The sequence below is a fragment of the Candidatus Binatia bacterium genome (assembly GCA_036382395.1).
Lineage (GTDB): Bacteria > Desulfobacterota > Binatia > HRBIN30 > HRBIN30 > JAGDMS01.
In genome coordinates, this window is record DASVHW010000302.1 from 1 (window position 1) to 21,116 (window position 21,116).

Annotated in this window: 17 protein-coding genes and 1 riboswitch; of the genes, 7 read left to right on the top strand and 10 right to left on the bottom strand. The window is 61.4% G+C overall.

The genetic code is table 11. The features are described from left to right. Nucleotides 1-184 precede the first annotated feature (184 nt). Nucleotides 185-571, top strand: coding sequence for a hypothetical protein (locus VF515_14135; protein ID HEX7408775.1), 387 nt, complete (start codon nt 185-187; stop codon nt 569-571). 85 nt (nt 572-656) lie between these two features. On the opposite strand, the gene VF515_14140 is transcribed toward VF515_14135, so the two are convergent. Continuing rightward, nucleotides 657-860 (bottom strand): hypothetical protein, encoded by a 204-nt coding sequence (locus VF515_14140; GenBank protein ID HEX7408776.1) that lies wholly within the window; start codon nt 858-860, stop codon nt 657-659. 1,228 nt (nt 861-2,088) lie between these two features. Here VF515_14140 and VF515_14145 point away from each other — a divergent pair. Beyond that, nucleotides 2,089-2,643 carry a DUF2442 domain-containing protein gene (locus VF515_14145; GenBank protein ID HEX7408777.1) on the top strand — a complete coding sequence of 185 codons (555 nt, stop codon included), beginning with the start codon at nt 2,089-2,091 and terminating at the stop codon, nt 2,641-2,643. 408 nt (nt 2,644-3,051) lie between these two features. Here VF515_14145 and VF515_14150 read toward each other — a convergent pair whose 3' ends face one another. The 3 genes from VF515_14150 to VF515_14160 form a co-directional block, all read right to left on the bottom strand. Next, nucleotides 3,052-4,233, bottom strand: coding sequence for an aminotransferase class I/II-fold pyridoxal phosphate-dependent enzyme (locus VF515_14150; protein ID HEX7408778.1), 1,182 nt, complete (start codon nt 4,231-4,233; stop codon nt 3,052-3,054). Nucleotides 4,234-4,503: 270 nt separating this feature from the next. Then, nucleotides 4,504-5,109, bottom strand: a complete 606-nt coding sequence (locus tag VF515_14155; protein HEX7408779.1) for an FAD-dependent oxidoreductase — start codon at nt 5,107-5,109, stop codon at nt 4,504-4,506. A 21-nt stretch (nt 5,110-5,130) separates the two neighbouring features. After that, complete coding sequence (locus tag VF515_14160; protein HEX7408780.1) at nt 5,131-5,967, bottom strand: alpha/beta hydrolase; 837 nt, start codon at nt 5,965-5,967, stop codon at nt 5,131-5,133. Between the two features lie 483 nt (nt 5,968-6,450). Here VF515_14160 and VF515_14165 point away from each other — a divergent pair, with 483 nt between their 5' ends. Continuing rightward, complete coding sequence (locus VF515_14165; protein HEX7408781.1) at nt 6,451-7,158, top strand: cyclase family protein; 708 nt, start codon at nt 6,451-6,453, stop codon at nt 7,156-7,158. A 354-nt stretch (nt 7,159-7,512) separates the two neighbouring features. Here the strand turns inward: VF515_14165 and VF515_14170 are convergent, their stop codons facing one another. Continuing rightward, complete coding sequence (locus VF515_14170) at nt 7,513-7,773, bottom strand: helix-turn-helix transcriptional regulator (GenBank protein HEX7408782.1); 261 nt, start codon at nt 7,771-7,773, stop codon at nt 7,513-7,515. Nucleotides 7,774-7,942: 169 nt separating this feature from the next. Beyond that, nucleotides 7,943-8,086: riboswitch (cyclic di-AMP (ydaO/yuaA leader) on the top strand. Nucleotides 8,087-8,168: 82 nt separating this feature from the next. On the opposite strand from VF515_14170, the gene VF515_14175 reads away from it, so the two are divergent. Next, on the top strand, nt 8,169-8,654 hold the full coding sequence (locus tag VF515_14175) for a septal ring lytic transglycosylase RlpA family protein (protein HEX7408783.1): 486 nt from the start codon (nt 8,169-8,171) through the stop codon (nt 8,652-8,654). 1,717 nt (nt 8,655-10,371) lie between these two features. On the opposite strand, the gene VF515_14180 is transcribed toward VF515_14175, so the two are convergent. After that, on the bottom strand, nt 10,372-10,950 hold the full coding sequence (locus VF515_14180; protein ID HEX7408784.1) for a hypothetical protein: 579 nt from the start codon (nt 10,948-10,950) through the stop codon (nt 10,372-10,374). Between VF515_14180 and VF515_14185 the strand changes: the two genes are divergently transcribed. Beyond that, nucleotides 10,943-11,503: a hypothetical protein gene (locus tag VF515_14185; protein ID HEX7408785.1), complete on the top strand. Its 561-nt coding sequence runs from the start codon at nt 10,943-10,945 to the stop codon at nt 11,501-11,503. The two genes, VF515_14180 and VF515_14185, sit on opposite strands and share 8 nt — an antisense overlap. A gap of 56 nt (nt 11,504-11,559) precedes the next feature. Here VF515_14185 and VF515_14190 read toward each other — a convergent pair whose 3' ends face one another. The 4 genes from VF515_14190 to VF515_14205 all read right to left on the bottom strand — a co-directional run bounded on the left by VF515_14190 (nt 11,560) and on the right by VF515_14205 (nt 16,466). Then, nucleotides 11,560-11,865: a hypothetical protein gene (locus VF515_14190; GenBank protein ID HEX7408786.1), complete on the bottom strand. Its 306-nt coding sequence runs from the start codon at nt 11,863-11,865 to the stop codon at nt 11,560-11,562. Nucleotides 11,866-11,917: 52 nt separating this feature from the next. Continuing rightward, entirely contained in the window at nt 11,918-12,934 is a 1,017-nt protein-coding gene (locus VF515_14195) for a 2-oxoacid:ferredoxin oxidoreductase subunit beta (protein ID HEX7408787.1), read from the bottom strand. Between the two features lie 5 nt (nt 12,935-12,939). Next, nucleotides 12,940-14,802, bottom strand: coding sequence for a 2-oxoacid:acceptor oxidoreductase subunit alpha (locus tag VF515_14200; GenBank protein HEX7408788.1), 1,863 nt, complete (start codon nt 14,800-14,802; stop codon nt 12,940-12,942). 128 nt (nt 14,803-14,930) lie between these two features. Next, nucleotides 14,931-16,466 (bottom strand): Rne/Rng family ribonuclease, encoded by a 1,536-nt coding sequence (locus VF515_14205; protein ID HEX7408789.1) that lies wholly within the window; start codon nt 16,464-16,466, stop codon nt 14,931-14,933. A 214-nt stretch (nt 16,467-16,680) separates the two neighbouring features. Between VF515_14205 and VF515_14210 the strand changes: the two genes are divergently transcribed. Beyond that, complete coding sequence (locus VF515_14210) at nt 16,681-17,295, top strand: HNH endonuclease (GenBank protein ID HEX7408790.1); 615 nt, start codon at nt 16,681-16,683, stop codon at nt 17,293-17,295. Between the two features lie 66 nt (nt 17,296-17,361). Beyond that, nucleotides 17,362-20,973, top strand: a complete 3,612-nt coding sequence (smc, locus tag VF515_14215) for a chromosome segregation protein SMC (protein HEX7408791.1) — start codon at nt 17,362-17,364, stop codon at nt 20,971-20,973. Nucleotides 20,974-21,116 lie beyond the last annotated feature (143 nt).

Consider the following 21,116-nt stretch of genomic DNA (forward strand, 5'->3'; position numbering starts at 1 on the left):
GCCAAAGTCCGAACTCCAGACGCGATTGAACTCCGATCCGACCCCGGCCATCTTCCCGCTTCCCGTACCGCTGTAGGGTTGCGAGATCATAAGTCCAAGATATAGTGGCTCATCGCTGGGGCATGGAAGGCGCGACGGGCGCCTGCACGGGCTCGACGTGTTGGTGCTGGCGACGGGGTTTCGCGTGGACCGCTTCCTGCGTCCGATGCAAGTAATAGGGCGGGCGGGCCGGCGCCTCGACGGCCTGTGGGCGGAACGACCGACCGCCTATCTTTCCATCTCGATTCCGGGTTTCCCGAACCTCTTCATGCTGAACGGTCCCAACGGTCCGGTCGGCAACTTCTCGCTGATCGAGGTCGCCGAGCTGCAGATCGCGTATATTATCGAGCTCATCGAGCCGATCCGCGCCGGCCGCTGTCGCGAGATCAGTGCCAGCGACGCGGCGACCGCGGCATACCCGCTGTCTGGCCGTGGACCTTCGACCGCTTCCGCGAAGAGATGGCGGCGCCGAAGCTCGAAGCCTACGAACAGGTCGGCTGAGCGCCGGCGCCGTTTAATGCGTGAAAGGTAACACTGCCGCGGCGCAGCGGGCCGAGCATTGCGGGCTCACCTTCGCGGCGGATACGTCGGAGAACGGGTACCGCACCAGCACCACGTCATGCGTCGAGTAGGCGGGCATAGACGTCGTCCTCGGGGTTGTTCCAGATGCGATCCAACGACGCTCGGCTTGCCTCCATCCAGAATCCTGCCTCCTCATCAGGCAGCACAGTCACCAGAAGCCTGCTACCTTCTGGAAGCTCGACGCCTTCGAGCAGTTGGATCTTCCCCTCTCGGACCACCGCCCTGACGGTGCTTAGCATGGCCTTGTTCTCCTCAGCACCAACCATAGCAGACCGAGCCGGACATCGTCCAAACGAACCGGCAAGGCTTCCTGGGGCACCTGCGTCCTCCCAAGGACCTTCTGTTCGGCACCGACCCGGCGGCGGCCTGAGTCGCGTCGCATGATCGAACAGCATCCCAGCCTCACCCTGTTCTGCATGCGACCTGCCAGCTCGGCGGACTGAGCCACGGAGAGATCCACGCATCCTTAAGTCGCAGCGCGCCAAAGTCCAAACTCCAGACGCGATCCGAGAGCGCCAGCTCGAGCACGGCGCAGCACTTGGCTTTGAACTCCGATCCGATCTCAAGTACGACTTTCCAGGACCGACCCCAAATTGGTGCGTTAGAAAATAATGTTGCAATCACACTGCTTCGAGACCTTTGTGGCAGGCACAGAGGCCTGCCGCCACCCTTGATTTCCCTGCTCATTGCTTCCTTCTCGGTGGCGGCAGCCGTCCCTGGCTGCCGTGTCGATTGTAAGATTCATTGTTTTCCAGCCCCTAATTGTGGCGGGCACGGCGGACGGAGCCCCGCTGACCGGCTGCTGGCTGGTCCGCACGCGAGGCCGCAGGGTGGCGCCGCGTAGCACGCCGAGAAAGGAGGTGAGCCTCGGGCACGCAACCGATTGACCCGCACACAGATTGTGAACTAGCGTCCGGCCGGGAGAGTGGGATGCTATGCCGCGGGAACCTGTAAGGGTAGCGGAGTTCCATTCGGGAATCGAATAGTAGTTCGACGATACGGCGATGAGCGAGAACAAAGGACCTGGCCAGGTAGAGATAACATTCGAGTTTCGGAGATACGTCGGCCCACGGTTTCTCCATGCCGGGTTGACGCTCCAGTACGATGCGTTGCAGGCCTTCTCCTTCTCTTCAGTGGCCGTCTGGCCGCCGCAACAGAATTACGAGGCCGCGATTCGCGAGGAGGTTGAGGCCGTGTTGCGTGAGCGGCTCGGATCCCTCAATTGTGTCCGTGTGACGCTGAAGGCCGTCTCGGTTGACGACATCGATTCGTCCGAGAACAGCTTTCGGCGAGGCTCGCTACCGAGATGGCGTTCCAAGCATGAAACACTTCGCAGGTCGAACAGCCGCGTGCACGCGATGCGCGGGAAAGACCCGCGCGCGTTATGCAAAGCGTTCGGCGAGCCGGGCAAGCCTCTACGCGTGAGATATGCTACGGTCCCTGCCATTGGAGGAGCGACGCGCCTGAATGCCACGAATCAAGGGCACCCCCGGTCCCTATCGGTTCTTCTTCACCAGCTTCGATTGCAGTGAGCCGCCCCATGTTCACGTGGAGCGCGAGAACAAGACCTGCAAGTTCTGGCTTGAGCCCCTCGGGCTGGCTCGTAGCCATGGCTTCGATGCCCGAGAGTTGAACGTGATTCGGCGCATCGCGCCCTCATTCTGGAGGCATGGTATGAACACTGTGGCTAGCAGCGACCCGCGGATCGAGCATGTACGAGTTACGGAGAACGAGATCATCGCGCAGCTCGTAGATGGCCGCGTGATCAGCGTGCCGCTTGCGTGGTCATGGCGACTCGCTGAGGCAAGCGCGGCACAGCGCGCGAACTTCCGACTCATTGGCACCGGCCAAGGGGTACACTGGCCTGACGTCGACGAGGACATCAGCGTCGAGGGCATGCTTCACGGCACGCCGGCGTGCCGCCCGAGACCAAAAGCCCCCGCAACCGTTCCACGAACACGTCACCAAGAACCGCCGAACAAGCGCATGCAGCCGCCGCGCAAGAGAGCCGCGCGCGGCTGATGCGCGAGCCGTTCGGCGCACTCCAGTGATCACGCACGACAGATCTCTCTCCAGTCTCGGGGCGCGTCTCCTGCGGCGAGATCGGTCGCGCCGTCGGGCATGCGGCATCGCCGCCAACAGGTGCTTGCCATCCACCACGTGGTTCCGGCAGGCCTCGGCGCGCGCGATTCGCTTGGGCCAATAGACCCCATCCTTGCCAAGGAGGGGGAAGGGGGAGGTCGAGTTGCCGCGACCTTTCCAACCTCTCCTGGCCCCTCCTTGGTAAGGATTGTCGATAAACGCGAAGACGTGCTTCGAGAGCCTCAGCACGAGCGGTTTCAGAGTCCATCAAATAAGGGGTTTCCCGCTCACCCTGTGCTTGTCGAAGGGTGCTCAGGCCCTTTTTCAGCAGCCTGCTGAAGCCCGCGGCTACGGAATGCTGCGGTGCGATCGCAACAGCTCGGGGATGCGTGCGAGGCGGCGGACCGCTTCGCGCAACGTGTCCTCACGTTTGCAGAAGGTGAAGCGGATCAGGCCGCGGCCGAGCTCCGGATGACGGTAAAAGCTGGAGCCGGGGACGGCGGCGACGCCGACCTGACGCACTAACCAGTCGCAGAACTCGACATCGCCCATGCCGAACTGGCCGATGTCGGCGAGGATGTAATAGGCGCCTTCGGGGACGAAGATGCGGAAGCCGGCGGCGTTTAAACCGGTGGCGAGAAGGTCGCGCCGCTCTGCATACTCGGAGGCGAGCCGGCCGTAATACGACGGCGGCATCTCCAAGGCGCGGGCGCCGGCGATCTGCAGCGGGTGCGGCGCACCGACGGTGAGGAAATCGTGCATCTTGCGAATGGCATTCGTGAGTGGCGGCGGGGCCACGGCGTAGGCCAGGCGCCAGCCAGTGACCGAGTAGGTCTTCGACAGGCCGCCGATGGTGATGGTGCGCTCGCGCATGCCCGGCAGGCTTGCCGGCGAGACGTGGGCGCGACCGTCATAGAGGATGTGCTCGTAGATCTCATCCGTAATGGCGAGACAGTCGAACTCCTGGCACACGGCGGCGATGCTTTCGAGTTCGGCGCGTGTGAAGACGTGACCGCTCGGGTTGTGCGGGGTGTTGATGATGATGGCCTTGGTGTGGGTGTTGCACGCGGCGCGCAGCGCATCTGGGTCGAAGGTGAAATGTGGCGGACGCAGCGGCACGTATGCCGCCGAGGCGCCGCTGATGATGGCGTCGGGCCCATAGTTCTCGTAGAAGGGCTCGAAGATGACGATCTCGTCTCCGGGATTGACCACGGCCAACAGCGCGGCGATCATGGCTTCGGTCGAGCCGCAGGTCACGGTCACCTCCGTCTCGGGATCGCAGCTGACGTCGTTGTATGTCTCCATCTTGGCGGCAATGGCTTGGCGGAATTCCCGCGTGCCCCAGGTGATGGCGTACTGATTGTGGTCCGCATCAATCGCCCGCTTCGCGGCGTCTTTCAGCTCCGTGGGCGCCGGGAAATCCGGGAACCCTTGGGCCAGATTTATGCCGCCGTGCCGCTCGCACAATCGGGTCATGCCGCGGATCACCGACTCGGTGAAACGCTCGGCTTTGCGGGAAATGTTGCGCATGGGTCCTGCCTTAGCCTTGATGTGACAAGAACTGTTGGGCTGGAATAATCTGCCAACCGCACCACGCAGGCGCAAATGACCGAATATGAGACCTGGCTACACTCCATGCAGGATGGACTCTGGAAACAGCGGTGGCTGCAGGCCTCTGTGCCTGCATGGGGAGCAGCGGTCGCCAGTTCCGGCGCGCGTGGCGCGCCCGGCAGCCAGGGACGGCTGCCGCCACTGAGCTACACCTGATCTGATTGCCATCTGGGTATTGTCGCATCAGGGTTAACTGCCGAGATTCAAGATTGCGCCGTGCTGGCGCAGTCGTGTTTGGAGTGCCGGGACGTCAAGTGTCTTCAGACTGCTCCGCGCCTGCACCGCCATGGCCGCGGCCGTACCGGCGGCCTCTCCAGTGGCCATGCATGCGGGGATTTCTTTCGTGGCGTGGTGCGTGCGGTGATCGACGGAGATGCAGCGGCCGGCGACCAGCAGGTTGGAGTATTCTCTTGGCAGCAGGGACCGAAACGGGATTCCGTACAGCGCTCCGTACTTGGTCCAGTGCCCCGAAAGGGCGATCGCGTCTGGCATCGGCTGATCCATGTCGTCACGCGTGAGGACGTACTCGCCGAGCATGCGCCGGCTTTCGGTGATGCCGATCTGGGTCGCGATGTCGCAGATGTGTGCGTGCTTGAACTGCGGCAGATCGCGGCGGAGCTGATCGACGGTTTCCATCACCCGCTTGCGGCCTTCGACCTCGACGAGCAGCGTCTTTGCCCCATTTCTGGCTGCGGCAACCGCTGCCGCAGTGCCTGCCGATCCGCCCCCGACGACGAGGACCTGCGTCGTCGCGTAAACTGGAGTGTGGCGGAAGGGCTCGTCGATGAATTGCATGGCTGGTTCTGGGCTAGGAGGCTAGGCGCTAGAAATTGAGGGTTGCTCCAAGAACATACGGACCTCGCGTTCAAATGCCGGCGGGTTGTCGAGCATGACGTGATGGTGCGCTGCGGGGATTTCCACCGCCCTGGCATTTGGGAACGGTGCGAGCAATGCCGCCAGCATCGCCTGCGTCAGCACGGTGCTGTGAGCCCCGCGCACGAACAGAATTGGGCAGCGCAAGCGCTCCAAGCACGGCGTCAGATCCTGAGACTCGTTGTGTGCCATCGCCTGACGGTCGAACTTCAGCGTCCAGCGGCCGTCCGGGAGTTGACGCACCCCCTGCGCGGCAACGTGTCGCAGAATGCTGGGGTCGGCCATGGTGTGCGTCGGCAAGAGGCGAAAGCGGCGTAGGGCGTCTTCGCGGCTCTGATACATGGGATGCGGAAGGCGCTGCAGCCGCGCCATGTAGCGTGCTTCGGCGGGACTGATCCTGAGGGAGCTATCAACCACAACGAGGCGCTTGACTCGTTCTGGTACCCAGGCACCGTACGCGGTTGCGACCATACCGCCGAGCGAATGTCCGACAAGGTTCACGCTGTCAAACCCCATGGCTTCGATGAATGCCGCCAAGTCGTGCGCGTAATCGCTAATTCGGTACGCCGGGGGGTTCGGCCGTTCGCTGTCGCCGTGCCCGCGCAGGTCGAGCGCGTAGGCGCAATGACTGTCCGTTATGGCGGCGGCGAACAAATCCCACCAGTGAGCGTGTGCTGAGCCGCCATGGAGCAGCACCACCGGGGGAAGCGCAGGGTCACCCCACTGCCGATAGCGCAGCCGCAGATTGTTGATACGGACGAAATGATCGGAAGCCAACATCAAGTTCCCATCATAGGGTTGCGACTGGGTGTCCCGCTAGTGTCCAGGTTGGCAAAACGTGACAGTGATTCTGGCTACCGACGGTCCTATTGCCGGCTGTCGGTCCGTTGGAATATGATGACCAATCCGCGAATGGCCCGGTTCGGGGCGCGGAAGAGTGAAAACGGCCGGCGAGGATGATGTGCCCTCGTGCGCCGGATCGTCAAAGCGGTACCTCAACCGGGGCTTGCGTCGGAGGCCCGACCAGTGCTTTATCGGGCGCGGGCGAAACCATGGCGGCAGGACGCAGGGCCGTTGGCGAACAAAGGTTTTGTGAAATGATCGAGAACGCGGTACCCGTTATCCATTTTCATGAGCCAGCATGAGGAACGACATATGAGGGAGCGCTACAAATCGGTTGCCGCCTACAACCTTCAACTCGGAGGGCTCATTCTTATTGCCAGTCTACTGGGGTGTCGGACCGGTGGCTCGGTTGCGGTGCGAATGCCGAAGAAAATTGTCGATCTCTCTCCGGTGATTACGGAAGACCTGCCTGCGCGTGCGCTCGGCCACCGGGCGATAGAGTTTCTTGGGCTTAAGGAGCGCCTGGTGTTTACACCGGTGGTGCCACCCAGCGAGAACTACGCCTTCGGTTTGACGTACTGCGAGCTGCCGAGCAACCTCGGGGCGCACCTCGACGCCCCAGCCAGGCTCCTCAAGGGCGGCGAGCGAGCCAATCAGGTGCCCTTGGAAAAGCTCTACGGGCCGGCGCGCGTACTCGACCTGCGGTGGAAAGATCGGCATTCGCCGCTGCAGATCACGGATCTGGAAAACTACAATATCGCTGCCAATGAAATCCTGATCCTGTTCGTCGGTTACACGGGACCTCAGGATGAGGGTTGGCCAACGTACTCTTGGCTGTCCGTGCAGGCGGCGCAGTGGCTTGCTGCGAAGAAGATTCGGGCACTGGCGACGGACATGCCGAGCATCGGGAGCTTCAGCGGGTATGCCGATCTCATGGAGAGAAACCGTCCGCCGGATGAGGTCTGGGCGGAGCGTCTCGCCTTCTTTCATGCCGGAATCCCGGTGGTTGAAGGCCTCGCAAATGTTGGACTTCTCGTGGGTGAGAAGAACATCGTCTTTGTGGGGTTCCCGCTGGCCCTTGCGGACAGCGCTGGCGCGCCAATGCGGGCGGCCGCGTTGCTCTATTGACCGCGTGCGCCACTAGCGACTTAGATTGGTCGGAGCAAATCTGTCAACTGTTGTTCCGATGCTGGGGGAATCCCGCCGCTTGCGCCACCGTGCGTGATTTCCGCGCGTTAGGCTCGCGGGGTCGCCGTCGGCTGGGCGACCAGATCGGGGACAACCCGCAACGACCCGGCGAGCACCGCTGCCGGGATTAGGGGTCGTCTTACGCAAACCTGGAGGTAGCCGCTCCACGGTCACTAGGCTACGCCACAGGGGCCATCATCACCACCCCTGTCAACCTCTCGCATGGTGAAACACGAGCCTGCTGGTTGCGCCGAGCGGTTCGCGTCGGCAGCGGTGGTTTCTCCGCCGAGTTTTTTAGGATTGCCTTGCGTTCAATCTGGTCGGTTGAACGAGTAAATCGGACGAGTTCGGGAACTCAGCGAGGAGGCCTTCCATCGCCTTGCGAGCCAAACGGCTTGGCTCGATGTGGCCATTCTCCCAACGGTTCACCGTCGACACCGTGACGCCGATGGCGTGCGCAAATTCCTCTTGCGTCATGTTGAGGCGGCGCCGCAACGCATTGATCGGCGAACCAAAATCCTGCTTGTTGCCTAACATAGCTCCCCCTTTACTCACACGCTCCCAAACCGCTGCACTTGGGACAGCACGGCACGTGCCATTCCCGCCGTCTTCTAAGCGTACGACCAAGTGGTGCCCGTCCCCATCGTGCGTCACAAGCATGACGCTCAGGTGAAAAAATTTCAGCGGTGGGTTGATTTTTCAACCCGCATCTGCGAGGAAAGGGCCTGCGTCCAGGCCTAATTCTCGAGAGAGAAGCGGAGGAACCATAGTTTTTGGGGTGAATCCCAACTGGCTTTCCGGTTGGGATGGGTAACTCTTTGAGCCCAAACCCGTCAGCTAACTTCGCCGGCCTTCAAGGAGAGGAGCCATGGACTAGTGTCATGGCGCCGAAAGCGGTCTGTACCGTGGGTGTGACCTCTCCAGGGACGCGAGAGCAGAAGGAGGGGTCCATGGCTCACGTCGGCCTTAATCGGCTCGGTTCACTTTTGGTCGTTCCAATTCTTTCGGGCATTGTTGCTGCTCCGCAGGTGTACGCGCGCGAGGCTGTGCACCGGGTGGCGTCAAAACGTATCGCCCGCGCTTCGTGGTACGGAAAAAGCTTCAGGGGGAAGCCCACCGCGAGTGGAGCTACGTTCAACCCGTATCGCCTCACTGCGGCGCACCGTACGCTCAACCTCGGCAGCAAAGTCAAGGTCACGGAGTTACGCAGCGGGCGTTCCGTTGTGGTCGAGATCACCGACCGTGGCCCGTTTTATCCCGGTCGTGACATCGACCTATCGTACGCGGCAGCGCGTGAATTAGGTATTGTGCAGCGTGGCGTGGCCCAAGTGCGCGTCGAGGTCCTTGGTGACCAACACCCCGCTTCACCTGCGCCGATCGTAACCGCGTTTTCTTGGCCGAGCACTCCGTGGCTGCCACGAGCGGTCATGGAGTAGCGGTAGAGCGGCAGGTTTCGCACGCCGCTGTTGACAACAGGCTCGCCCGTTACCAGCCGGTGGCGAACTATTGCTAGAGACCGGTGGGTCTCGGCTAGCCAGGGACGTGAAGGGTTTATTCTCCGACGGAAGTCGGAGGCGTCTCGGTCGGAAGGGCTGTGTGCCGTGGAGCGCCCTCAGCCGGCGGCTTTCGACTTGGCCTGACGCGCCGCTCTAATTGTCCGATGCGTCGAGAGAGGCTGTGAACCTCCTGTCGCGACGGAACGTCCAATCGGCGCAGGAGTGGCACTAAGCGTTTCGAGGCTTCCTTTTCCAAAGTCGACAGAAACCGCTCGGCGCGCGACTCCACGTCCTTTGATGCTCGCTGTGCGCGCTTTTCGAGATCCGTGCGCAGCCGTTGTGCCTGACTAAACAGCCGATCCAAGGCGCGTTTCTGGTTGCGCGTGATCAGGTGGGTGGCCTGTTTGCGTGTGCGGCCCAAGAGCCCTTCAGCGTCGCGCTGCAGTTTTCTCACATTGCCTTGTAAACGCGACAGGACCTGGCTCGTCTGCGGCTTGCTGCTAGCCGTTCTTCTCTTTGGCATCGCACCTCTCCTCGCCCGGTTCTTTACTACTAGCGGACCGCGCTGGCAATAGGTGCTGCAGCCGTGCTGCAGCCGTGCCGCGAGTGCGATTGACGGTTGTGAGACGTACGGGCATAGTGACGCCCGACTCTTCAGCTAGCCGCAGCGTATGGGGTACTTTACACGCGTTCGAACTTGCTTCATTGGCCTTGCCATCTTATGGAGCTTCAATAGCACGGCGCCAACGCCGCTGCTGGCGGATACGCAATGCGTATACCCTGAAGCGCAACTGGCCGCTGTCACCGAACACCTGTTTGGCGATGATGCTTCTGGTCCGGCCGGCGGCTGTTCTGTTATCGATGCCAACGGTGACGGGGTTGCGAGTGCGGCCGACATCCTTGCGGTAGCACAGCTACTGTTGACGCCTCCGACGCCGACCCCGACGCCGCGTGTTGGGCCGCTGATTGTTGCGTTCGCTCTTGCGGCGGCGGACGGCACGGTGATTTCTCCTGTGGGCACGACGGATGGAGCCGCAATTTTCCAGAGCGCTACGGGTTCGGGGTTCCAACTCGTAGTTGAAGCTATCCCGGGGAGCGACCTCTTCCCCGTCGGAACGGTGGTCTTCAACTGGAACAAAAATGATCCTACGGCGCGGCCGGACTTGCAGATGGAAGCCTCCCAACCGCTTGGCGACGGCGATCGCGGCGTGTGCTTGGCAGGCGGGATCCCTGGCTTCGATCCGTCGGATTTCAGTGTGAATCAGACGGTGTCAAACGCCCTGAATGACTTCAGTTGCGCCTTCGGGGCGAATACCAATCGTGCGCGTGCCTGCACGGTTGATGCATTCGACTCACCCAGTTTTATCTCCTCGGCGCCACGGGTCGTGCAATTCTGCATGGTAGTAAGTGCGGACAAGACCTTTCCGCCCGGTGACACCGTTCTGACCGTCCAGTTGCGGGATGTCAGCGGCACCTTGGGGCCGTTGTCCCACCTCATCGTCAGGATCGGTAGCCAGCCTGTAGCCACGGCGACACGTGCTCCGAGTGCGACACCGGGCAACACCGTGACTCCGACCCGGACGCTTACGCCGTCGAATACCGCGACGCCCACAGCGACCAGGGCGACACCATTCGGCTCACCGACGTTAGCTCCGACTCAGACTCCATCTCCCACGCCGACTGCGAGTGGAACGCGGTTACCCACGGCATCACCGACAAGCTCGGTAACGCCACTTGCAAGTCCGACGTCTACGCCATCAGTGAGTGCGACTGCCCTCACTGTAACCCCTTTACCGACCGCCACGGCCACTGCCGTAGCGTCGGCGACGCAGACGGTGAGCCCGAGCGCGACAAGTCCGTCCCGAACTCTCGTGCCGACGCTCACGGCCTCGCCTACTGTGACGTTGAGCAGAACCGTGCCGCCGTCGGTCACGCCGAGCGTCACATTTTCTCCGGCCACCACGCCCTCGCCCACGGCTACACGCGTCCCACCCTCGGCCACATCGACGCGGACCCCCACAGGGACCAGGTCGCCGACGCTGAGTCCGACGCCGACAGCGACGCCGACGCTCAGTGCCTCACCGACCCTGACGGCTTCACCAACCATGACGCCGACGCCAACGGCGACCCGAACGGCTACGTTGACGCGGACGCCGACGTTGACGCGGACCCCGACGCTGACGCCGACCGTGACCAGCACGCCGACGGCGACGATTCCACCGGAGCCGGTGATCACCTTCTTCGGGGTGGCGCGAGGTGACGATACGCTCGTGGACCCCATTGGGGTAGCGGACGACGGCCCGATTTATGAGCGACCTGCGTATGACTTTAAGCTCGTGGTCGAGGGCCGGCCGGGGGGAACGCTGGTCCCCCTGGGAGAGAGTACTTTCAGCGGGAATCCAGCGGCATTACCGGACCTGCAAGTGGAGGCGTCGAACAACCTTGGCGACGGGAGTCCGGCTGTCTGCGACGCGGGTGGTGTGCCGGCGGTGAACCCATTCGATTTCTCAGCGGCACAGGCTCCCACGATCAACGATTTCGCCTGTCGGTTCAAGGACGGTCAAGGTGCACCACTTGGCATTACGAATCCGGCATTGGCGTGTACTGTGCCTTCCCAGTCGGGTACGTCTTCTTTCGTGGATCGCAGCAGCAAGATCCAGTTTTGCGGGTTAATTGATAAGCCGTTCAGCTTCCCCGTTGGGGACACTGTGGTTGGGGCGCGAATTCGCGATACCGCCGGCAATGTCAGCCGCCTGGCAACGATTGTGATCCGCGTCCTGCCGCCCTGAATCCCCTCAGGACTCTGGGGCAGCTTGCGTGTCTGGTACCGTCTCTTCAGTAGGCACTACTTCGGTGGCCGTGCGGGAAGCTCGCCTTCCTGCCCCATGAGGAGCTGCTGCTTGGTCCGCTCTTTACGCAGAGTCTCGTTCTCCTGTGCGAGCCGTTCCTGTTCCTTGGTGATCTGATCGATTCGTTCCTCGAGCTGTTGCTTTTCGCTGCGGAGAGCGGCCTCTTCGGAGTCGCTTGACTGCGCCCGTCGTTGCAGTTGCTGAAGCTGGGTTACCTGGCTAGCCCAGTGCACGTAGCCGGCGAGAAAACCCACCGCTGCGGCTACTGCAACTGCTCCAATGATGACAACCCAACGTGCCATTCACATCCCTGCCGTCGCTTCGTATCCTTATCGTCAAGCTGTGAGGTGCGGCCTACGTCACCGTCCAGGTGTCGCCGCGACTCAGAAGTTCCTCAAGGTCACCCTCGCCCTGCCGCTGCTTCGCCTGCTGGATTTGCTCGGCCATGACGCTTTCGTAGGTGGGGCGCTCCACCGCACGAAAGACCCCGATTGGTGTCGGGAAGGTCGGCGGCCCCATCAGGCCGAGGAGGAATGCCAGCGCCGAGTCCTTCTCGTCGTGAACGAGCAAATCGGACTCGCTGACGCCGTGATCCAGCTGTACGACCTCGAGCGAGTGCCCGCGCATGCGGATGCCTTTGTCACGGCTCTTGCCGAAGATCAGTGGCTTGCCGTGTTCAAGGACGAGCTGGTGGTCCGCTTTGACATCCTTCTCGGTGAGATGCGCGAAGGCACCGTCGTTGAAGATGTTACAGTTCTGCAAAATCTCGATGAACGATGTGCCGCGATGCTCATAGGCACGCCGGATCGTGTCCTGCAGATGCTTCGCTTCAACATCGATGCTGCGGGCGACGAAGGTTCCGTCGGAGCCCAAGGCCACCGATGTTGGATTGAAGGGATGATCGATCGCGCCGAACGGGGTGGACTTTGTGATTTTTCCCTGCTCCGAGGTCGGAGAATACTGGCCCTTGGTGAGTCCGTAGATGCGATTGTTGAAGAGGAGAATATTGATGTCGAGGTTGCGGCGCAGAAGGTGAATCAAATGGTTGCCGCCGATCGACAAACCATCGCCGTCGCCGGTTGCTACCCACACCGAAAGGTCTGGTCGGAAGGCTTTCAGGCCGCTGGCGATTGCCGGCGCTCGCCCGTGAATGCTGTGGAAGCCGTAGGTGTTCATGTAATACGGGAACCGGCTGGAGCATCCGATACCGGAGATGAAGACGATGTTCTCCCGCGGGATGCCCAGCTCCGGCATCACCTTCTGCACCTGCGCGAGAATGGCATAATCGCCGCAGCCAGGACACCATCGGACGTCCTGGTCGGAAACAAACTCTTTGCGTGTCAGTTTTGGATTCACGGTTGCAGTCGACATGTTTGCTACCCCTCCAATGCGCGAAGAATGCTGCTGGCGATCTCCGAGACCTTGAAGGGGAGGCCCTGAACCTTATTCAAGCCCACCGCATCGACCAGGTACTCCGCCCGCAGGAGTCTTACGAGCTGGCCTAGATTCATCTCCGGCACCAGTATCTTTTTGAACCGGGCCAGCACCTCCCCAAGGTCCGCCGGCAATGGGTTCAGATAACGCAGGTGCACGTGCGACACGGCTTTCCCCAGCTGTTGCACTTCGTTCACCGCCGCGGCAATGGAGCCAAATGTACTGCCCCAGCCCACGACCAGCAGATCCCCCTCGGGTGCGCCCTGCACCTTCGTCGGTGGGATCTCGGCGGCAATCCCGGCAATCTTGCGGGCGCGCAAATTGACCATCTGCTCGTGGTTGAGGGGTGCGTAGCACACGTTGCCGCTGATGTGTTCCTTCTCCAGGCCGCCGATGCGGTGTTCGAGATTGGGTGTTCCCGGTACCGCCCAAGGCCGGGACAACGTCGTTTCGTCCCGCAGGTACGGATAGAAGTTCTGCGGGTCGGTACGGAACTTCACTTCGAGTTCCGGCAACTCGGTCACTTTGGGAATCCGCCAAGGCTCAGCCCCGTTGGCGAGGTAGCCATCGGAGAGCAGAATCACCGGCGTCATGTACTTGATGGCGATGCGGACGCTCTCCAAGGCGGCATAAAAGCAGTCCCCCGGGGTCGAAGCGGCTATGACGGGCACGGGGGAATCGCTGTTACGTCCGTATAGCGCCATCATCAGGTCGCCCTGTTCGGTCTTAGTGGGAAGTCCCGTACTCGGCCCGCCACGCTGGATGTCGCAGATTACTATCGGCAACTCTACGCTCACTGCGAGATTGATGGTTTCGGCCTTGAGGCACATTCCGGGGCCACTGGTGGTTGTTACGGCCACCGCACCGCCAAAGGCCGCGCCGAGCGCTGCGCCTATGCCAGCGATCTCATCTTCGGCCTGGAAGGTGTACACCCCGAAATTCTTGAGGCTCGCCAACTCGTGGAGAATGTCGCTGGCTGGCGTGATCGGGTAACTGCCAAGAAACACAGGAATCCGTGCTTGATGGGCGGCTGCAACAAGGCCGAGCGCGACAGCGGTGTTCCCGGTGATGGTCCGATATTTCCCCGGCCCAATGCGCGCCGGCTTCACCTCGTAGGAGGTGGCAAAGATTTCCGTGGTCTCGCCGAAATTGTAGCCGGCTTTCAGCACGCGGACGTTGGCCTCCGCCAGTTCCGCGGTCTTCTGAAAGCGCTGCCGGATCCAGTTCTCGCTCGGCTCGGTGGGGCGATGAAACAACCACGAGACCAAGCCCAGGGCGAAGAAGTTCTTGCAGCGGCTCACCACCCGCGAGGAGAGGTTCATGTCCTTTAGCGTGAGGGCCGTAAGCCTACTGATATCGATAGAAAACACCTGAAAACGGTGCAGCGACCCATCCGTGAGTGGGTTCGATTTGTACTCCGCCTTTTTCAGGTTGTTATCGCCAAATGCTTCGGTGTCGACGATCAGGATGCCGTTGGGCCGGAGGTCGGCGATATTGACCTTCAGCGCTGCTGGATTCATCGCGATCAACACGTCGAGGTCGTCGCCAGGAGTGAACACTTCGCGGCTGGAGAAATTCACCTGGAACCCGGAGACCCCGGCCAAGGTGCCCGCCGGGGCTCGGATTTCCGCCGGGAAGTCCGGTAGGGTGCTCAGGTCGTTGCCGGCGAGTGCAGATTCGTTGGTGAATTGCATGCCGGCGACCTGCATGCCGTCACCGGAATCGCCGGCAAAGCGAATCACAACCGAGGATTTCTCTTCGACGGATTTCACAGCCGTAGCGGTTCTGCTTGGTAGCACGCCCATCTCTTGCCTTTCTTACCTTTCCGTCCGCAGCCGCACCCGTGCCCCGCCTGAAGCGTGGCTTCTGCTGTGTGCGACCATGATGCTGTGACCCTTATGTAGCCACAGCCATGAGAATTTTCAATTCGCGTTCAGGCCGCAGCCTCGACCCCGATGACTTCGTAACGGCTTTCCTCGAGGTCCGAGAGGGCCTTGATGACGATCTTCTTGTTCAGGCTGGCTTCCAGCGATCGCAAAGTTCGATCCTCTTCGCGGTCAAGGAATTGGGCGACGGCGGGATGCACTTGTGCGGTGATCTGTGCGACTCTGGTGTTGAGGGCCGCCTCGCGCTGGATGCGCCGCAGGACCTCGTAGGCGACGGTTTCCGTCGATTTCACCTGCCCTCGACCAGTGCAGGATGGACACGTCGCGCAGAGGAGCTGCGTCAGGCTCTCGCGCGTGCGCTTGCGGGTCATTTCGATGAGCCCCAGCTCCGAAATCCGCAAGAGCTTCGATCGTGCCTTATCCTTCTTGAGCGCGTCGCTGAGGACGTCAAAGACCTGGCGTTGACTCAGGCGATCTTCCATGTCGATAAAATCGATCACGATCAGCCCTCCGATGTTCCGGAGGCGCAACTGTTCGACGATGACTTTGGCGGCTTCCAAATTGGTTTGCAGGACCGTTTCTTCTTGTGTCTTCTTGCCGACGAAGCGTCCCGTGTTGACATCGATCACGGTTAGCGCCTCGGTGTGATCAATTACGATGTAACCGCCGGATTTCAGCCAGACCTTGCGCTCGAGTGCCTTGGCGATCTGTGACTCGATCCCGAAGCGGTCACCGATCGGTTCGGGATCATCGTAGAGTTCCACCCGCGACTTCAGACGCGGCATGACCGTGTCCAGGAAATCGAGAATCCGCTGGTAGTCGCGCGAATTATCGACGACCAGTCGCTGCGTCTCCGCGGTAAAGAGATCACGCACGGTGCGCAGCACCAGGTCCATGTCGTAATGCAGCAGGGCCGGCGCTCCGACGCGTTCGCTCTTGTGCAGGATGCGGTCCCAGAGCTTGAGCAGAAAGCGGATGTCACCTTGGATCTCACGCTTGGACAGACTCTCGCACGCGGTGCGGATGATAAAGCCGCCCTCCGGAGGACGTTCCGACTCGACGATGTCCTTCAGCCGTGTACGCTCACTCTCATCTTCGATGCGCCGCGACACGCCGACATGGTTGGTGGACGGGGTGAACACGAGGTGCCGCCCCGGGAGCGAGATCACCCCTGTTATCCGGGCGCCTTTGCTGCCGATCGGCTGTTTGGCGACTTGCACAAGGATTTCTTGCCCCTTCTTGAGGCGCTCCTCGATGGGTACACGTCGAGGAACTGCCTTCTGGTTGGCGGCACTTGCATCAGCCGTCACTTCGATCGGAGTCGGTCCTTCCTCGGTGATGAACTCGTCACCCAACTCGGCGTAGAGATCGGAGCCGTGTAGGAAACCGGCCTTTTCGAGACCGATGTCAACGAAGGCCGCTTGCATTCCCGGCAACACGCGGGTGACCCGGCCCTTGTAGATATTCCCGGCGACTCCTTTATCGCGGGCGCGCTCGATGAACACCTCGGTCAGCCGCCGCTGCTCCAGCAATGCGACACGGGTTTCGTACGGGGCCGAATTAATGATGATCTCACGCGCCACTGGAGTTCGGGGATCAGAGGGCTGCTATTGTGCTCGGCGTGGATTCAACATGGAAGACGATGGCCACCTGCGGCGGCATCATAGGGATAGCACTGCAAAAGGGCAAGGACGTGCTACAGGACTGACGCCTACCTGCATTTGATATGGGGTGTCATAATGTTGACTTCATCGCGCTTGCCAGCTAGGAATTTTCGCGCGCTAACGTGGTTCGGAAATGTCGGCTGCCGCACCAGTTCTTAATACCAAGGTCTTAGTTCTCAATCGGTCATACCTTCCGGTCCACATCACCTCGGTCAGGCGGGCGTTTTCGCTGTTGTATCAGGGTGTTGCGTGTGCCGTGAACGAACAGTACCGCACCTTCGACTTCGACAGCTGGGCAGATCTGTCGGTTTCAGTTCACCACGATACGGTCGGTCTGGTTGACCGCGTGGTACGAGTGCCTCGGGTGATTCTCCTCGTTACTTACGACCGTCTGCCGCGAAGGCAGGTCCGCTTTAGCCGATTTAATATTTACGGCCGCGACCGTAACATCTGCCAATACTGCGGCGCAAAATTCTCGCGCACTGAGTTGAACTTGGATCACGTGGTGCCGCGTTCGCAGGGGGGCGCTTCGCGTTGGGAGAACGTGGTGTGCTCCTGTCATACCTGCAACCGCCGGAAAGGTGGCCGCACTCCCGAGCAGGCAGGAATGCGGCTGCTGCGGCCACCGCGCCGTCCGGAATGGACCCCGTTCATGCTGGAGACCTTCAGCCCGCGCCGATACAAGGAATGGGCGCCTTTCCTTTCGGCTATAGATGTTTCATATTGGAACACTGAACTGTTGGAATAGGTCAGGGAAACCACGCCGGGTTTTGGGAGCGTTGACGGAGGAATTTGTTGACGCTTCGCAGTGGCTGTGAAATACTCGGAACGGTGGGGTGGTGGTGTGCGGATCAAGCAACTCGAACTAATCGGCTTTAAGTCCTTCGTTCATCGGATCGTATTGGATTTCCCCCCGGGGGTCACTTCAATCGTCGGTCCGAACGGGTGCGGCAAGTCCAACGTCGTCGACGCCATTCGTTGGGTGTTGGGCGAACAGAGCCCCAAGCACCTCCGCGGCGATTCCATGGAGGATGTAATCTTCAATGGGAATGAACGCATTGCGCCAACCGGAATGGCGCAGGTGTCATTGACGTTTGAGAACGACGCGGAGACGCGGCGATCCGCTACTGAGCTCGACCTCGATGTCTCCACGGTGCCGGCACACTTTCGCGAACTGACAGAAATCATGGTTACGCGGCGGTACTTCCGTTCGGGAGAGTCGGAGTACTTCATCAATAAGACGCCATGTCGGTTGAAAGACATCACCGAGCTGTTCCTCGGTACCGGGATCGGCTCGAAGGCCTACGCCATCATCGAGCAGGGCCGGGTCGAGCAACTGATCAATGCCAAGCCGGAGGACCGGCGCCTCTTCATTGAGGAGGCGGCGGGCACGACCCTATACCGCAGTCGCAAGCTTGCCGCCGAGCGCAAGATGGAGCGCACCCGAGAGAACCTGCTGCGCGTCAATGACATTCTCCGCGAGATAGAGCGGCAGATCCAATACCTGCATCGCATGGCGAAGAAGGCGGAACAGTACCGTGCGCTGCAGGAAGAGATCCGCCAGCTCGACCTCGCGCTGTGCGCGGGCCAATGGCGGCAACTGAGCGCCGCGCTTGCTGCTCTGGAGGCCGAGCTGTCGGCGTATCGGGAACAGGAGCAGCAGACGCACGCAGAGCTGACGCGATTAGAAGAGCAGCGGGCTGAAAAGGTTGCTGCGCAAGCTGCTGCTGAGCAGTCCCTGGCGCAAAGACGCGAGGCTGCGGCTGTCCTGGAATCGGAGATTCGCAGTCTGCAGCAACGGCTTGGGTTGTTGAAGCAGGAAGTTGGCGAACGCACGCGCCGCATGACGCGCCTGCAGGCAGAATCGGTTGCGCAGGTGCGCCAGCAGGAAGAGATCCAGCACGCCGTGCAGCAGCAGGAAGAGGAGCGCAATCGCTACGCTCAGCTCGTGCTCTTCGACGAAGGTGACTTGACGCAAAAGGAAGAGGAATTCGCCGAGGCTCGCGCACAGGTTGGATCGGCCAGCAATGAGGTGGGAGCCGCCAAGGACGCAGTCGTCAGCTTGGCGGCGAAAGAGGCCGAATGCCGCAACGCCTTGGCTGCGCTGACACGGCAGCGGGACGAGGCGCAACGGCGCTTGCAGAAGCTAGCGGCCGAGCAAGCGGAGGCTACTGATCGCCTGGCTGCGCTGGAGACGGCAGCGGCAGCCCGCCATGCCGAGGTGGCGGCACTCCGTGATCGGCTGCGTGCGGCAGAGGGGGAAAAGGAGAAGCGCGCGGAGCGTATCCGCTTGATGGCTGAGGAACGCCGAGGCTGGGAGCGGACGTTCAGCGAGACGCAGAACGTCTTACTCCAGTTGCGCTCGCGACTGGATTCCCTGCAGGAGATCCAGCGCAACTACGAAGGCTACCAGCGCGGTGTGCGATCTATCCTGCTGGGGGCTCAGGGGGAAGCCGGAGTACTAGGCGTGGTGGCGGATGTCATCGGCGTTCCGCAGCAGTACGAACGGGCAGTCGCGGCGGCGCTGGGTGACCGGTTGCAGTATGTGATCGTTCGGCAAGAGGACGATGGGGTTGGGGCGGTCGCAAGGCTGAGGCAGGAAGATTCCGGACGTGGCAGCTTCATACCGTTGGCTCCGCGCGCGGTCCGGATGAATGGGAATGGTGCCAGCAGCCTCAACGGGAATACCCGTCGGCTGCTCGATCTGGTCGACGTCGCGGAACCGTATCACCGCGTTGCTGAGACGTTGCTCGGAGAGGTGGTCTTGGTGCCGGATTTGCACTCCGGCCTGGCGTTGTGGCGCCAAAACGGTGTGCACGTCACGATGGTGACGCCCGAAGGTGACGTTATCGATGCAACCGGAGTCATCACCGGTGGCAGTGAACGGCCGCTTGAGGAGGAGATCGTTTCGCGGCGGCGCTTGGCGACTGAGATGGCTACCGAGGTTGCCGCGGCGGAGGCCCGCCTGAATGGTGCTCGCGTGCAACTGGAGAGACTGCAGGGTGAACTGGCTGAGCAGGAAAGCGTGCTGAAGAGCCTCGACCAAGCAACGCACGCGCTGACGCTGGAACTGGTTGCGGGCGAAAAAGATCTCGAACGTCTAGAAAGCGAACGGCCCCGCTGGCTCGATCGCCTGGAAGTGGTCCGCTTCGAATCGACGGGCGCCGCCGCCGAGGAGGTCGACCGCGCCGCTGATCTCCAGAAGACCGAGCTGAAATTGGCCGAGGTGAGCGGCCAACGCGAAGCCCTGGAATCGGTACTGCGCACGGCTCAGGACGCGGCCGCGCGTGCCGCGGTGCGGGTGGATGAACTCAATAATGAGGTGACCAGCATCAAGGTCCGCGTGGCGGAACGCCGGCAGCGTCAGCAGGCCGCCGTCTCGGCGTTGTCGCGTTTGGCCCTGCAACGCGAAGAGTTGGCATCGCGAGCCGCGGCCATTGCCGGTGAATTGGAAGAGACTGAGCGGGAACATGCCAGCCTGCAAACCGCTGTGCAGGAGGCGGAGGCCCACAGTGCCACTCAGGAAACGCAGCGGCAAGTCATCGAAGGTGAAATCGAGATTGCCCGTGCCGCGCTCGAATCAGCCAGCGCAGCGGTGGCAGCACATGACCGCCGGCTGCACGATACCCGTGCGCAATTGGACGACCTGCGGCTCCGGGCGGCTCAGTGTGAGATCGCATTGACGGAGAAGCGGCTGCGCGCTCAACAGCTCACGGAGAGTATTCGAGAAAAGTACGGAACGGACGTGGCCGATGAATCGGCCAGTCTGCCGAGTGAAGAGGAAGAAGAAGCCGTTGCCCGATTGGACACTTTGCGCACAAGACTCAGCCGGCTCGGCGAGGTGAACGTCGGTGCCATTGATGAACTGCAGGAGTTGGAACAGCGGGCGCAATTTCTGCGGACACAGAAGGAGGACCTGGAACGGTCGCTGGCCGACCTCGAACGCACGATTCAGCGACTGAATCGTGCGTCGCGTACGCGGTTCGCGGAAACCTTTGCTGCAGTCAACGAGAAGTTCCAGACCGTCCTGCCCCGGCTCTTCCGGGGCGGTGAGGCACGGTTGGTGTTGACCGACGAGCACAACCTGCTCGAGACGGGCGTAGAAATCGTCGTGCGGCCGCCGGGGAAGCGCCTCGATACGGTGACGCTACTGTCCGGCGGTGAAAAGGCCCTCGTCGCGGTGAGCTTGATCTTTTCCCTGTTTCTGATCAACCCAACTCCCTTTTGCTTTCTGGACGAGGTCGACGCTCCCTTGGACGATGCCAATATTGGGCGGTTCGCCAACTTGGTGCGCGAGACGAGCGAGCATTCCCAGTTCATTGTGATTACACACAACAAACGGACCATGCAGGCGGCTGATGTTCTCTATGGTGTGACCATGGAGGAGCCGGGGGTTTCCAAAGTCATTTCCGTTGCCATGCACTAGGGAGGCTCGGCCCCCCGCGACATCGCCGACGCCTTGGCATGGGTCGCATTTGCTGACTCCAGACGGTAAACTGCCGGCTGTCGACTCGCTTAGGATATGCCTTCGAGCTGGGAAATTGCGCTGCTAAGCGGTGCGATCGCGTT